This window comes from Tateyamaria sp. (assembly GCF_039945315.1).
In the GTDB taxonomy this organism is placed as follows: domain Bacteria; phylum Pseudomonadota; class Alphaproteobacteria; order Rhodobacterales; family Rhodobacteraceae; genus Tateyamaria.
On the sequence record NZ_JBDUXB010000006.1, the window covers coordinates 237,550 to 251,102 of the forward strand.

Consider the following 13,553-nt stretch of genomic DNA (forward strand, 5'->3'; position numbering starts at 1 on the left):
GACGCGCTGTAGGCCATCTGTCCGAGCCGTGGCGCTTGCGTCACGGCCAGCCCCTGACCGCCCCGTCACGTCAAAGGCGTGCGTCCGCACGACGAGGGCGCTACTCCCCCACCCAAGGTCGGAAGTTGGCCTGTGGTTGGTGCGGATCATAGCAAGGCCTCCAGTTTGGAAGGGTCAAAATCCGGGCCGGGCAACCATGTGGCAGATCCACCGATATCCGTCACCTGAACGCCAATAACATTCAGCACGTCCCGCAAGCGATCCGCTTCGGCCCAGTTCTTTTCCGCTCGCGCAGATGATCTTTCTTCCAAGAGCCGATCAATCGCGACCACGATCCAGTCTTCCATCTCATCGTTTTGCGATGGGGACAGATCAAGGAGGTCCCAGTCGGATACCAAACCGAGCGTGTCCAATGCATGTGCCATGGGCGCCAAGCCCTCAGCCGTATGCGCTTTGGACAGAACATGCAGCCGCGCCAATGCGCCCGGTGTGTTCAAGTCGTTGCCGAGAGCACCCATGAACTCCGGATCGCCATTCCAGCGATCCATATCACGCAATCGTTCCACCATCTTGGATGAAAACCCGTGTTTTTGCAGGGTATTCAGCCATCCCATCAAAGTCTTTTCAGCTTCCGCCCGCTTCTTCTCTGTCCAGTCCATCGGCTTGCGATAATGCGTCGACAGCATCACGAACCGGATCACTTCGCCCGGGACGCCCTTCTCCAACAGGTCACGCACGGTAAAGAAGTTGCCCAACGACTTGGACATCTTCTTGCCCTCGACCTGCAACATCTCGTTGTGCATCCACACCTTGGCAAAGCCGTGGCCTGCGCAGCGGGATTGTGCGATCTCGTTTTCGTGGTGGGGAAACTGCAAATCGTTGCCGCCACCGTGGATGTCAAACTCGGCACCCAAAAGATCATGCGCCATGGCCGAGCACTCGATGTGCCAACCGGGGCGGCCACGGCCCCACGGGCTGTCCCAGCCCGGCAATTCGTCTGTGGACGGCTTCCACAATACAAAATCCATGGGGTCTTCTTTGTAGGGTGCCACCTCGACCCGTGCGCCTGCGATCATATCATCGACAGACCGACCCGACAGTGCGCCGTACTCTGCGTATTTGCGCACCCGAAACAGCACGTGGCCGTCGTTTTCATAGGCAAAGCCGTCCGCGATCAGTTGGGATATCATCGCCACCATCTGATCGATGTATTCCGTCGCACGCGGCTCGGCATTCGGGCGCAACGTGCCAAGCGCGTCCATGTCGGCGTGATACCAACCGATGGTCTCATCCGAGCGTTCGCGCACCAACTCTTCGATCGTGCCGGGCGCCCCTGCTTCTTTGCGCGCAAGGGCGGTGGCGTTGATCTTGTCATCTACATCCGTGAAATTGCGCACATAGGTGACGTGATCGGCCCCGTAGGTGTGGCGCAGCAGACGATAGAGCACGTCAAACACCAAAACGGGGCGCGCGTTGCCCAAATGTGCGCGGTCATAGACCGTTGGCCCGCAGACATACATCCGCACATTCTCTGGATCGAGCGGCTCGAACGCCTCTTTGCGGCGTGTGGCGGTGTTGTAGAGCGTGATGGTCATAAGGCGTACTCGCGACAGCAGGTTGGCGCGGGCCTAGCAATTCTGATCTGTCATGAAAACAAAGAACCGGCCCGCTGAGGAAATCAGCAGATAATGCAGCAAATGATGCAAGGGGTCCGGGTCATGCTCTATCGCTAGCCCATGGCGCGCCCAAGGGTCAACCCTTGTCTGAGCCGCGCCGGGCGGGCAAACTGCGCCCATGAGCCGCGAAACCGTCGATAGCATCTGTGCCACTCTGCCGGGTGCCCATTGGGCCAGCCACCACGAAGGCGGGCTTGATGCGTGGAAAATCGGCGACAAAATGTTTGCCTGCATTGGCATGGCCAATGATGGCGTGTCGGTTAAATGCGCGGATGTGGAAACAGCGCAATTCCTTATCGAAATCGGCGCGGCCCAAAAGGCAAAGTATTTCCACCGCTCTTGGGCGCGGGTCCCATTTGACGGCAAGGGGGCGGACGAATTTCGCGACCGCATCCACACGTCCTATGCCATTGTCCGCGCGAGCTTGCCCAAGAAACTGCAAGCCACGCTTGCGCCGTGGAACGACGGTTCGGCCTAGAACGCAACGCCTGCAACGCGCCCGTTCTCTGATTGAAAAAATCCCGGGGGAGTCCAAAGGACGGGGGCAGAGCCCCCCAAAGAGTCGCGCGGGCAGAGCCCTCATTTGGATCACAGGTGGCAAAGGCGTTGTTGGCGTGTTGACATCCCCACGCCGCGCGTGCCCCTTGCGCAAAACCCACATCAGGGAGGCGTACCATGGCTCTTTCAAAACGTATCGCGACATTGACCGGCGGCGGCTCGGACGGGTGGGATCTGTTCCTCAAAGCGCGGCGCATGATTGCGGATGGCGTTTCTGTGACCGAACTGACCATTGGCGAACATGACATCCGCACCGCCGCCCCAATCCTGCAAGACATGCACCGCAGTGCGATGGGTGGCCACACAGGCTATGCGATGGTCCCGGGCACGGATGCGCTGCGCGATATTGTGGCCAAGCGCGCAACTGAGCGCACCGGCGTGCCCACCAGTCGTGACAACGTGTTGATCACCCCGGGCGGTCAGGCCGCCCTTTTTGCCGCCCATGCTGCGGCGTGCGATCCGGGCGATGTCGCACTGTTTATTGACCCTTATTATGCCACGTATCCCGGCACGATCCGGGGCGTGTCGGCGATCCCACGCAGCATTGCGACGCGGGCCGAGGACGCGTTTCAGCCGCGCGCGCAAGATATCGAGGCGGGTGTGGCCGGGGCCAAGTCGCTTTTGATCAACTCTCCCAACAATCCCACGGGCACCGTTTATTCCCGCGCCACGCTGGAGGGGATTGCAAATATATGCCAGCGCCACGATCTGTGGCTGATCTCGGACGAGGTCTATGACAGTCAGGTCTGGGAGGGCGCACATCTGAGCCCCCGCGCCCTGCCCGGCATGGCCGAGCGTACGCTGGTCGTCGGCTCGATGTCCAAAAGCCATGCGATGACCGGGTCGCGCTGTGGCTGGCTGATCGGGCCTGAGCATGCGATTGAAGGGTTAATCAACTTCTCCACCCATACGACCTATGGCGTGCCGGGATACATTCAGGATGCCAGCGTGTTTGCGCTGTCTCAGGGCGATGAATTTGAAGCCGAAGTGGGCGCCCCGTTCAAACGCCGCCGCGCGATTGCGCAAAGGGTGCTGGCCGCGCAGAACAAGGTGGGTTTGATCCCTGCGCAGGGGGCGATGTACCTGATGCTGGATATCCGCGCCACGGGGATGTCGGGCGATGATTTTGCCGATGCCCTTTTGGAGGCCGAGCATATCGCCGTTATGCCGGGTGAAAGCTTTGGCACTGCCGCTGCGGGCCATTTGCGCGTTGCGATGACCGTTGATGACGATGCGTTTGAGGCCGCCTTGACCACCTTGTGTCGTTTTGCCGAGGGCCGTGCAGCCTAACCGCCTGCGTTTCCTGTGTCTGCTCTGATGTGATGCATTGCGTCTGTACCCGTGGCGCAAGTCTTTGCGCGTATCGGCCAGTTTTGGGGCGGTGGTAGAGGGGGCCGGGTCACTGCCCTGCCCCCCCCTTTTTTTGGTGCTAGAAGCGGATTGATCCGCGCACTGTCAGCGTGGTTGCGTCTGCATCCACGCCCGTGCCCGAAATGTCGTTGAAGTTGTGTTCAAGCAGTTCGGCACCGACGGTGTAGCGTTCGTTGATCTGGTAGGCGACGCCGATGCCATAGAACTCTCCGCCTTCGGAACCGAGCGACGTGTCGACTTCGGCCACACCGGCGGTGACGTAGCCAAGGGTGCGCCCGAAATCATAACCTGCGCGCAGTTTCAGCCTTGCGACACTGTCCACGGTCGCCGCACCGTTCAGGTAAATGTCGGCGCCGTCATAGTCCAGCTCTCCGCCCAGCACGAAGGTGCCAAAATCATAGTCATAGCCGAGGTGCACACCGTAAAGGACATCATCGCCGTCCGCTGCACCGGTGCCATCCACGTCGCCGTAGCCAAGCTGCACACCAGCATAGCCCCCCGTCCAGTCCCCACCCTGAGGCACGACGGCCACGGATGCAGGCGCCGCAGGTGGGATCGGATCAGCGGCCGGGGCGTCCAAGGCGCCCGCGAACGCCGGAAGAGTGCTAAGACCGGCAAGGCTGGCGGCCAGTGATGCGGCAAGAATCTGAGATTTCATTGTCTGCTCCATTTGTGAGTGGTCGCGGCACGCAAGGCGCGCCGCCGCCTCATCACGTGGGCAAACCCAATGACCAATTCCAGACACGAAACCGTGCGCCCCCTCTCCTGAGCAAAGGCTTGCCCTCAAACACAAAAACCATGCGCAATCCCCCGCCAAGACGAGGTCGCAAACAGGACAGACAGGCAGAAAACGGCGCGCCAAGCTGATCCGACCGGAGACTTTCCGCAACGTCGCACCAAGTCATGGAGGCTGAGTGTGCAGGCAAGCCGAAGCAAGATCGCGTTGATCACCCGCACCATCGGGGCGGAGCGTGGACGCGCGGCGCGGGGCCGACCGAACACTTAGACGAAGTACCTCACTCCGTTTAAGAAATCAGACCCGGACAACGACCTCATGAATGACCTTTCTCCAAAATCCAGATCAGGTGGGCGCGCCGCGCGTCGCGCCGCCCGCGCCGCCCCATTGGCAGACCATCTGCGCCCCATTCGCCCCGGCCTTGAAGGGGGCACATACAACCCCCTGACGCCCGCGCAGGTCGAACGTATCCACCAGGGCGCGCTTGATGCGCTGGAGCAGATCGGACTGGCCGATGCCCCGCCAAGTGGCGTGAAATACCTGACCGACGCTGGCGCGATCCAAGGCGATGATGGGCGCATCCGTTTCCCGCGTGCGCTGGTCGAAGATACAATCGCACATGCAAATCGCACCATGACGCTGCATGCGCGTGACCCGCAATACGACCTCGACCTGTCAGGATCGCGCGTGCATTACGGGACCGCTGGCGCGGCCGTAAACCTTGTGGAAGTCGATGGGCGCAATTACCGCGAAAGCACCGTGCAGGACCTGCACGATGCCGCGCGCATTGCCAATCAACTCGACAACATCCACTTTCTTCAGCGCCCAATGATCTGCCGGGACATCCCCGACACAATCGAGATGGAATACAACTCGGTCTTTGCCTGCGTGTCCGGCACCGGCAAACATTTGGGCACCAGTTTTACCGACACCACCTGTGTTGGCCCCGCCATGGAGATGCTGCACATGATTGCAGGCGGCGAAGACGCGTGGCGGGCGCGCCCCTTCGTGTCCAATTCCAACTGCTTTGTTGTGCCGCCGATGAAGTTTGCACCCGAAAGCTGTGAAGTGATGGAGGCCTGTATCGAGGCGGGTATGCCTGTGCTGTTGCTTTCCGCTGGCATGTCGGGGGCCACCGCCCCGTCGACCATCGCCGGAGCGATCATGCAAGCCACGGCCGAATGCCTTGCGGGCCTTGTCTATGTAAACGCAGTCAAACCCGGCGCGCCTGCGATCTTTGGCACGTGGCCCTTTGGCCTTGATCTGCGCACGGGTGCCATGTCCATCGGATCAGGCGAACAGGCGCTGTTGAGTGCCGGATGCGGCCAGATGCACCGGTTTTATGACATTCCCGGTGGTGCTGCGGGTGGTGCGTCTGACAGCAAGCTGCCTGACATGCAGGCCGGGTGGGAACAGATGTGTTCGAACCTGTCCGCGGGCCTGTCTGGCGTGAACATGGTCTATGAGGCGGCGGGCATGCATGCTTCGCTGCTTGGGTTCTGCCTTGAATCTCTGATTTTGGGCGATGACATTATTGGGCAGACCCTGCGTTGTGTGCGCGGGATCGAGGTCAACGACGAGACGCTGGCGTTGGATCAGATTGCAGATGTGTGCATGAACGGCCCCGGCCATTATCTGGGCACGGATCAGACGCTGAGCGGCATGCAAACCAATTGCGTCTATCCTACATTTGGCAGCCGCACATCGCCCAAGGAGTGGGTGGAACTGGGCAAGCCTGACCTGCTGGCCCTGGCCACTGCGCGAAAAGAAGAGATTTTGGCCATGAAGACCGCCGCCGCCCTGCCCCCGGATGTTGAGGCCGCTGTCCGTGCGCGGTTTAACATCCATTTCCCGGCTTGGGTCGACTGAACGCGCACCCCAAAAACGCAGTGAGGCCCGGCCCCTGGGGGGAGACCGGGCCTCACGCCCCCGACAGCTGCGATCGTCCGTCCGTTTGTGCGACCGGAGACCCACAATGCTGTGGGCCTTCTAGCCGTCGGTTGCTGGCATCAACCCCGCTTCTTGTGCAGCTGCGATCTCTTCTGCATCCAGCGCGCCATCGGCATTGAGGTCCATTGTTGTGAACATATCTGTTGTGACCTCGGGCATACTGGCCTGCACTTCGTCGATGGTCAGAACACCATCGCCGTTTACGTCCAGATCGGCCGCGCTTTGCCCCATGGCCAGTGCTGGAAACGTCAGGGCCGCAAGGGTGGTAAGGGCTGCATATTTCGTCATGAGTAACTCCCGTTAAGTTTGCTTCATGAGGGGTCCGTGAGTGGCGCCCTCAAAAGGTAAGAGCCGTCACGGGGCCTGCGCATCCCGGTCTGTCGCTGTGTATGGAGCCCCGCGCGAGGGCCTGCCGATTGGGATGTGTGTGATGGGCGGCGCCTTGCCCAAAAAGGGGGGCGCGGCCGGATCGGCCAGAATCCCCGGGGGTTTCAACCGTGCCGTGTGCGCCCACCTTTGATCCATGATGGAACATAAACACCCAAACCCCCGCCGCCTTGTGCCCCTGATCCCGATCCTGAACCGGCGTGCACGACGCCTTGCGCGTAGCCCGGCAGAGGCCGAGGATCTGGTGCAGGACACGTTGCTGAGCCTGTGCCAATGTTTGCGCGCAGGCCACAGGATTGACGATTTGCCAAGCTACGCCATGCGCACCCTGTCCAATCGGGCGCGCCGGGGCTGGCGCGTGCAAGCAACCGAGGAGCTGGAGGATGATCATGGCATCACCGAGCCCGATGCCCTGATCCGCCTGGATTTCGCCGACACGCTTGCGGCGATCTCGGGGTTGCCCAAACCACAGCGTCAGTTGATGGAACTGGTTGTGGCCGGAGAAACGTCCCCTCGCGCGCTGGCCAACAGCACAGGTTTGCCGGTTGGCACCGTTATGTCACGGCTGGCGCGGGCGCGAGCGCGCTTGCGGATCAAGTTGGAGGAGTGACTGAGGGCTGACCGCCCTCAGGCCGTCGCAAAGCATCCCGAGTGGTGGGGCAAATGCGCAGCCTTGCCAACAAAAGAGGGGAGCGCGAACGCTCCCCTTTAGTTTCGCCGTTCAGGCTCAATATGTTAACCGCCCGGTACTTTTTTGCCTGCGGCCTGAACGTCGTCTGGAGCGAACGCATCCGCCCCGGAAAAGGTGGGGGGACGTAACGTACCGCCCCACCCGTCTCGTCGGGGACCGGCCTGCCCAAAGCCAGCCCGGCCCCCTCGCGCCCCATGTCCGGGGCGCGTAGTCGTTTAGCTACACCCGGACGTTCCGCCGCAGGTGTTGCACTTCATGCAGGTGCCGTTGCGCACCAGTGTGTAGTTGCCACATTCGCCGCAGGCTTCGCCTTCATAGCCCTGCATCTTGGCTTTGGTGCGGGCATCCATGCTGACCGATCCGGAGGACACGGCCGTCGTGGTTGTCACCATTGCGGCCCCTCCGCTTACGGCCACTTCGGGCACCAGCGTTTGCAGCGCGGTTTCGGCATCAATCGTTGCCGCTTCGGCCATGCCGCCCTGCAACACGACCAGATCCTGTGGCATACGCTTGCGCAGATAGCCGGACGAGCTGATTTGTTTCAGCACTTCCAAGGACTTGGAGGCCGCAGTTTCCGAAAGTTCGGAGACGTTGGACACGCCTTCTTCTACGCCCGCGCCGATGTCATCAAAGGTCGCGCCTTCGGGTTTCACGTGCGCCAGATCGGTGCGGTCAAGGTAAGACACAGCCAGTTCCCGGAACACATAGTCGAGGATCGAAGTTGCGTTCTTGATGCTGTCATTGCCCTGCACCATGCCCGCTGGTTCGAACTTGGTGAAGGTGAAGGCATCGACGAACTCTTCGAGCGGCACACCGTATTGAAGACCAACTGACACCGCGATGGCGAAGTTGTTCATCATGGCGCGGAAGCCCGCCCCTTCCTTGTGCATATCGATAAAGATTTCGCCCAAATTGCCGTCTTCGTACTCACCGGTGCGCAGGTAGACTTTGTGCCCGCCGACGATGGCTTTTTGGGTGTAGCCCTTGCGGCGCTGAGGCATCTTTTCGCGGTGCGATTTGACGATCTCTTTGACCACGACCTTTTCGATGATCTTTTCGGCCAGAACGGCGGCTTTTTCCACTGGGTTTCCGGTTTCCAGAACCTCTTGGGCTTCATCGTCGTCCTCGACGAGCGATGCGGCCAAAGGTTGGCTGAGTTTCGAACCATCCCGATAAAGCGCGTTGGCTTTGACGCCCAGCGACCAGCTGAGTTCATAGGCCTTTTGGCAGTCTTCGATCGTGGCATCGTTGGGCATGTTGATGGTTTTGGAGATCGCGCCCGAGATGAAGGATTGTGCTGCGGCCATCATGGTGATGTGGCTGTCAACGTTCAGGAAACGCTTGCCTTTTTTGCCGCATGGGTTGGCACAGTCAAAGATGTGGTAGTGGTCTTCCTTGAGGTGTGGCGCGCCTTCGAGCGTCATTGTTCCGCAGACGTGGTCGTTGGCCGCATCAATGTCCGCCTTGGAGAAACCAAGCGATTTCAGCAGATCAAAGGTGGGGTCGTTCAGCTTTTCAGCCGGGATGCCAAGGACGCCGGTGCAGAACTCTTCACCCAGTGTCCATTGGTTGAAGACAAAGCGGATGTCGAAGGCCGATTCGAGTGCCGCGTCCACTTTGGCCAGCTCATTGGGGCCAAAGCCGTGACCTGCCAGCGACGTGTGGTTGATGCCGGGGCTGTTGCCGATGGAGCCGTGGCCAACTGCGTAGGACACGATCTCTTCGATCTGGGCCGAGCCGTAGCCGAGGTTTTCCAGAGCAGCAGGCACAGAGCGGTTGATGATCTTGAAGTATCCGCCGCCTGCGAGCTTTTTGAACTTTACCAGAGCGAAATCTGGTTCGATCCCGGTTGTGTCGCAGTCCATGACCAGACCGATGGTGCCGGTCGGCGCGATCACAGTGGATTGCGCGTTGCGATAGCCGTGTTGTTCGCCCAGTTTCAGCGCCTCGTCCCATGTGGACATCGCCAGATCGATCAGGCGGGTATCTGGGCAGTTGGCGTGATCCAGTGCGACAGGTTTCACTGCCAGCTTTTCATAGCCTTCGGTCGAACCATAGGCCGCTGTGCGGTGATTCTTCATCACGCGCAGCATGTGGTTGGCGTTCTTCTTGTAGCCCGGGAATGGCCCCAACTCGCCCGCCATTTCGGCCGATGTGGCATAAGCCACGCCCGTCATGATCGCGGTGAGTGCGCCGCAAAGAGCGCGGCCTTCGTCACTGTCATAGCCGTGGCCCATGTTCATCAGCAGACCACCGATGTTTGCATAGCCCAGACCCAGCGTGCGGAAGTCATAGGAGCGCTGCGCGATTTCCTTGGACGGGAACTGTGCCATCATGACCGAGATTTCGAGTGTGATGGTCCAGAGGCGCGAGGCGTGAATGTAGTCTTCGACCTGAAACACGCCGTCCTTGAGGAAGGTCAGCAGGTTCATCGACGCAAGGTTACAAGCCGTGTCGTCAAGGAACATGTATTCGGAACAAGGGTTTGAGCCCCGGATCGCACCGTCTTCGGGGCATGTGTGCCAATCGTTGACGGTGTCGTGGTACTGGATGCCCGGATCGGCGCAGGCCCACGCGGCGTGTCCGACTTGCGCCCAAAGGTCGCGCGCTTTGATCGTCTTTTCGACCTTGCCCGTCACCCGGCTGATCAGTTCCCAATCGGCGTCTTTTTCAACAGCCGTCAGGAAGGTATTGGTGACGCGGATCGAGTTGTTAGAGTTCTGACCGGAGACTGAATTGTAGGCCTCGGAATCCCAGTCGGTGTCGTATGTGGGGAACTCGATGCTGGTGTGGCCCTGGCGAGCATAGTCCAGCACGCGTTTGACATAGGTTTCGGGGATGGCGACCTTTTTGGCTGCTTTGACCGCTTCTTTCAGCGAGTCGTTTTTCTTTGGGTCGTACGCATCTTCTTCTGCGCCGTCCCATGCCTTGATCGCGGCGAACAGGCCGTTCAGCTTTTCCTCGTGCATCTTGGAGCCAGCGACGATGGACGCCACTTTTTGCTCTTCGATGACCTTCCAGTTGATGAAGTCTTCGATATCGGGGTGGTCGGCATCAACGATCACCATCTTGGCCGCGCGGCGTGTTGTGCCGCCGGATTTGATCGCGCCGGCGGCGCGGTCACCAATTTTGAGGAAGCCCATGAGGCCGGAGGATTTGCCGCCGCCGGAGAGCTTTTCGCCTTCTCCGCGCAGGCTGGAGAAGTTTGTGCCAGTACCGGAGCCATATTTGAACAGGCGTGCTTCGCGCACCCACAGGTCCATGATGCCACCATCGTTGACCAGATCGTCAGAGACCGATTGGATAAAGCAGGCGTGTGGCTGGGGGTGTTCGTAAGAGGACTTGGATTTTGTCAGCTTGCCGGTCTTGTAGTCGACATAGTGGTGGCCTTGGGCCGGACCGTCGATGCCGTAGGCCCAGTGCAGGCCTGTGTTGAACCACTGCGGGCTGTTTGGTGCGGCGCGCTGTGTCGCCAGCATGTGACGCATTTCGTCGTAGTAGGCTTGCGCGTCTTCTTCTGTGGTGAAGTAGCCGCCTTTCCAGCCCCAATAGGCCCAAGCACCCGCCAGACGGTCAAACACCTGCTTGGAGGACGTTTCACCGCCCATTTCGGCGCCTGGGACCGCTTCGGAGCGCCAAAGGAACTCAGGAACATCGTCTTCTTTGACTTTTTGCAGCTTGCTGGGCACGCCTGCTTTGCGGAAGTATTTTTGCGCGATGACGTCGCTGGCCACCTGGCTCCATTTGGCAGGCACTTCGACCTCGTCCAAGCGGAAGACGGTTGTCCCGTCGGGGTTGCGGATTTCGGACACGGTTGTCACGAAATTCAGGTCTGCGTATGCGTCCTGTCCAGCCGTAGTGAACTGTCTTTCAATTTTCATCGCGCTGCCTCTTAATTCAGCTTGTGTCAGTATCAGGTTGGCCCGACGTTGCGGGGACCCCGGTGTGCGTGCCAGCACGAAAGACAAAGCGATAGCGCCACGTGCAACCGCTATGGCTGCACATCTCCAAGGCTCTTGCGAGCACCCGAGTTCACTGGCTGTATTCTGTCCCTCGCGCCCGGTCGACCCCTCGTAGCGCTACCCACTACATGTTGTGGTGATTGACCCGGCCCGCACAAACTGGCGTATCTTGCCCCGCAACGTCAACGGATTTTTAAATCTTTTTTGACATCTTTTTTCTTGACGATTGGGTCTTGGGCCACCCTGCCGCACTGAACCTGATTCAATTGGTTAACAACCAGAGAAAGACCGCAAAATCCATCCACGTCCCGATCGCAAATTTTGCCAAGTAAGGGGCCGACTTAGCCCCAAATGTGGATGCTTCACCTTAAGTTATCCACAGTTAACACTCGGCAAAGTAGAAAGCTTTTGCCGCGCTGCGGAAAATGTGTTTGTGTGAGATATCCCCAAAGTGAGGCACGGTATGCGACCCATTTTTGCAGTTTTGTTGGTCGCCTTGTGCGGATGTGCACCACAATATGTAGAGACAATTGCGTCTTCAGACCAAGACCTGCCTGTACGACGTGCGATTTTTGAGCAGCCCCCCGCGCCGCTCGACCTTGCTTTCCGCTCATCATGCGACTCACCCGGTGACGAATTGCGCGTCGTTTCGCGGTCTGTCGTTCAATGTAGGATCCTGCCGCCCCCAGATTTGGCTGCTTTCTTGCTGGTGCAGTATGACGGAGCGCTTGAGGCCCCTACACTGGTCGTTCAGAAACAAACGGATGCAGACGCGGACGCGTTTGTTGTGGAGCTGTCGTATTTCGCAGAGGTGGTGCAGAAGTCAGGCAATCCGCGCCGCATCTATTTCAAGCAGCGCAGCCTAGATCAGTTGATGGATCAGCTTTTGGTGGCAACGGGCGGAATCGCGGCAAACGCCATTTAAACGCACCATTGCACGCTTGAGATATGCGTTGTGTGAAACACTGACGCATTGATCCGCTGTACGGCTTTACTTTGATATTTTGAAATGGTCGGAGCGAGAGGATTCGAACCTCCGACCCCCTGTACCCAAAACAGGTGCGCTACCAGGCTGCGCCACGCTCCGACCGTGCGCCTCTATTAGACATGCTTTTCGGAATTGAAAAGCCCCTTAGCACGGCCAAGCGGCATCAGTTTGCGAAAAGCTTGGGTGGCGCAACTGATCACCGGCTGTGATACCCATTGTCCGGGCAAGCCCGCCGTTGATTTCCAGCACGTGCGTCAGGCCATCACCGCCAAAAATTGGCGTTTCGTCCAACGGGATCGCGCGGTGGTGGATATTCTTGATCGTCCCGGTGGCGTCCGCGAACAGCATATCCAATTCAATCAACGTGTTCCGCATCCAGAAAGACAGTGTGCCGGGGCGCTCATAAACGAACAGCATGCCCGCAGATGCCGGCATGGACGGACGATTCATCAAGCCGATGGCCCGTTCTTCGGAATCATCTGCGATTTCGACTGTAAATCGGGCCTGCCCGAACTCCCCCCGGATCCAGACGGTCCCTTCACTACAAGCCGCCCACAGGGATGGTACTGAGAAGATCGAAATAAAAGCGGCGATAGTCGATCGGTACGCCCACGCACGGGCGCGCGTCGCAATCTTAGTCATCCGCATCTTTGGTGAGCGCAGCTTCCCACGCTTGCACCTCAGCGGCCATACGACCACGCTTTCCGTCGATCACTCGCATGGCGAGCGCTTCTCCGGGAGCAAGATCTGAGAGACCCGAGCGGCGCAGCACCTCGACATGCAAAAACACATCCTCCGGCGCGCCGAAGATGTTGGCGAACCCGAATCCTTTGCCTTTGTCGAACCATTTTACGCGTCCAGGTTCGAGCGGCGCATTTGCAACAGCATCCTGATCCAACTCAGCAATATCAGCGAGAGGTTCACTTTCAACCAAGGCGGGTGGCTGAATCGTCAAAACTTCAACCGCCTGAACCCCCCGTTCTGTCTTTTGAATGCGCACTGTGACGTCCGAACCATCGGCGACAGAGGACTGCCCAAAATTGCGCAAGACATTGACGTGCAACAGGATATCCGGGCCCTCATCGCCTGACACAATGAAGCCAAATCCTTTTACCGGGTCGAACCATTTTACCGTGCCGGACACGGATTCAGGGTGTTCCAAAAACTCTGACACGCTTCATCTCTCTGCGCATTTTGCGTCGTTACACAAGACTTGCTCTATTTCACCCACCAG

At 59.2% G+C, this 13,553-nt stretch carries 11 protein-coding genes and 1 tRNA gene; 5 read left to right on the forward strand and 7 right to left on the reverse strand.

Going from position 1 to position 13,553, the window contains the following annotated elements:
* Positions 1-146: 146 nt before the first annotated feature.
* Entirely contained in the window at positions 147-1,595 is a 1,449-nt protein-coding gene (gene cysS / locus ABJD00_RS03215; protein ID WP_413829354.1) for a cysteine--tRNA ligase, read from the reverse strand.
* 199 nt (positions 1,596-1,794) lie between these two features.
* Between cysS and ABJD00_RS03220 the strand changes: the two genes are divergently transcribed.
* Together ABJD00_RS03220 and ABJD00_RS03225 are read left to right on the forward strand one after the other, a co-directional pair.
* Positions 1,795-2,154, forward strand: coding sequence for an MmcQ/YjbR family DNA-binding protein (locus ABJD00_RS03220; protein WP_413829355.1), 360 nt, complete (start codon positions 1,795-1,797; stop codon positions 2,152-2,154).
* 197 nt (positions 2,155-2,351) lie between these two features.
* Complete coding sequence (locus ABJD00_RS03225) at positions 2,352-3,524, forward strand: pyridoxal phosphate-dependent aminotransferase (RefSeq protein WP_413829356.1); 1,173 nt, start codon at positions 2,352-2,354, stop codon at positions 3,522-3,524.
* A 139-nt stretch (positions 3,525-3,663) separates the two neighbouring features.
* On the opposite strand, the gene ABJD00_RS03230 is transcribed toward ABJD00_RS03225, so the two are convergent.
* Entirely contained in the window at positions 3,664-4,263 is a 600-nt protein-coding gene (locus tag ABJD00_RS03230; RefSeq protein WP_413829357.1) for an outer membrane protein, read from the reverse strand.
* Positions 4,264-4,659: 396 nt separating this feature from the next.
* Here ABJD00_RS03230 and ABJD00_RS03235 point away from each other — a divergent pair, with 396 nt between their 5' ends.
* Entirely contained in the window at positions 4,660-6,210 is a 1,551-nt protein-coding gene (locus ABJD00_RS03235) for a trimethylamine methyltransferase family protein (RefSeq protein ID WP_413829358.1), read from the forward strand.
* A 120-nt stretch (positions 6,211-6,330) separates the two neighbouring features.
* On the opposite strand, the gene ABJD00_RS03240 is transcribed toward ABJD00_RS03235, so the two are convergent.
* Positions 6,331-6,579: a hypothetical protein gene (locus tag ABJD00_RS03240; protein WP_413829359.1), complete on the reverse strand. Its 249-nt coding sequence runs from the start codon at positions 6,577-6,579 to the stop codon at positions 6,331-6,333.
* Positions 6,580-6,817: 238 nt separating this feature from the next.
* On the opposite strand from ABJD00_RS03240, the gene ABJD00_RS03245 reads away from it, so the two are divergent.
* The gene (locus tag ABJD00_RS03245; protein ID WP_413853744.1) at positions 6,818-7,288 is read left to right on the forward strand and encodes an RNA polymerase sigma factor; all 471 of its coding nucleotides are present in this window, start codon (positions 6,818-6,820) and stop codon (positions 7,286-7,288) included.
* A gap of 296 nt (positions 7,289-7,584) precedes the next feature.
* Here ABJD00_RS03245 and ABJD00_RS03250 read toward each other — a convergent pair whose 3' ends face one another.
* Positions 7,585-11,250, reverse strand: a complete 3,666-nt coding sequence (locus ABJD00_RS03250; protein WP_413829361.1) for a vitamin B12-dependent ribonucleotide reductase — start codon at positions 11,248-11,250, stop codon at positions 7,585-7,587.
* A gap of 544 nt (positions 11,251-11,794) precedes the next feature.
* Between ABJD00_RS03250 and ABJD00_RS03255 the strand changes: the two genes are divergently transcribed.
* Positions 11,795-12,256, forward strand: a complete 462-nt coding sequence (locus ABJD00_RS03255; protein ID WP_413829362.1) for a hypothetical protein — start codon at positions 11,795-11,797, stop codon at positions 12,254-12,256.
* 85 nt (positions 12,257-12,341) lie between these two features.
* Here the strand turns inward: ABJD00_RS03255 and ABJD00_RS03260 are convergent.
* The 3 genes from ABJD00_RS03260 to ABJD00_RS03270 all read right to left on the reverse strand — a co-directional run bounded on the left by ABJD00_RS03260 (position 12,342) and on the right by ABJD00_RS03270 (position 13,493).
* Positions 12,342-12,418: transfer RNA gene (locus ABJD00_RS03260), tRNA-Pro, on the reverse strand.
* A gap of 45 nt (positions 12,419-12,463) precedes the next feature.
* Positions 12,464-12,961 carry a DUF192 domain-containing protein gene (locus ABJD00_RS03265; protein WP_413829363.1) on the reverse strand — a complete coding sequence of 166 codons (498 nt, stop codon included), beginning with the start codon at positions 12,959-12,961 and terminating at the stop codon, positions 12,464-12,466.
* Positions 12,954-13,493, reverse strand: a complete 540-nt coding sequence (locus ABJD00_RS03270; protein WP_413829364.1) for a cold-shock protein — start codon at positions 13,491-13,493, stop codon at positions 12,954-12,956. The genes ABJD00_RS03265 and ABJD00_RS03270 overlap by 8 nt, the downstream gene beginning before the upstream one ends.
* Between the last annotated feature and the right edge of the window lie 60 nt (positions 13,494-13,553).

Coding starts and splice junctions, on each gene's coding strand:
- cysS (WP_413829354.1), bottom strand. CDS start 1,595: ATGACCATCACGCTCTACAACACCGCCACACGCCGCAAAGAGGCGTTC.
- ABJD00_RS03220 (WP_413829355.1), top strand. CDS start 1,795: ATGAGCCGCGAAACCGTCGATAGCATCTGTGCCACTCTGCCGGGTGCC.
- ABJD00_RS03225 (WP_413829356.1), top strand. CDS start 2,352: ATGGCTCTTTCAAAACGTATCGCGACATTGACCGGCGGCGGCTCGGAC.
- ABJD00_RS03230 (WP_413829357.1), bottom strand. CDS start 4,263: ATGAAATCTCAGATTCTTGCCGCATCACTGGCCGCCAGCCTTGCCGGT.
- ABJD00_RS03235 (WP_413829358.1), top strand. CDS start 4,660: ATGAATGACCTTTCTCCAAAATCCAGATCAGGTGGGCGCGCCGCGCGT.
- ABJD00_RS03240 (WP_413829359.1), bottom strand. CDS start 6,579: ATGACGAAATATGCAGCCCTTACCACCCTTGCGGCCCTGACGTTTCCA.
- ABJD00_RS03245 (WP_413853744.1), top strand. CDS start 6,818: ATGGAACATAAACACCCAAACCCCCGCCGCCTTGTGCCCCTGATCCCG.
- ABJD00_RS03250 (WP_413829361.1), bottom strand. CDS start 11,250: ATGAAAATTGAAAGACAGTTCACTACGGCTGGACAGGACGCATACGCA.
- ABJD00_RS03255 (WP_413829362.1), top strand. CDS start 11,795: ATGCGACCCATTTTTGCAGTTTTGTTGGTCGCCTTGTGCGGATGTGCA.
- ABJD00_RS03265 (WP_413829363.1), bottom strand. CDS start 12,961: ATGACTAAGATTGCGACGCGCGCCCGTGCGTGGGCGTACCGATCGACT.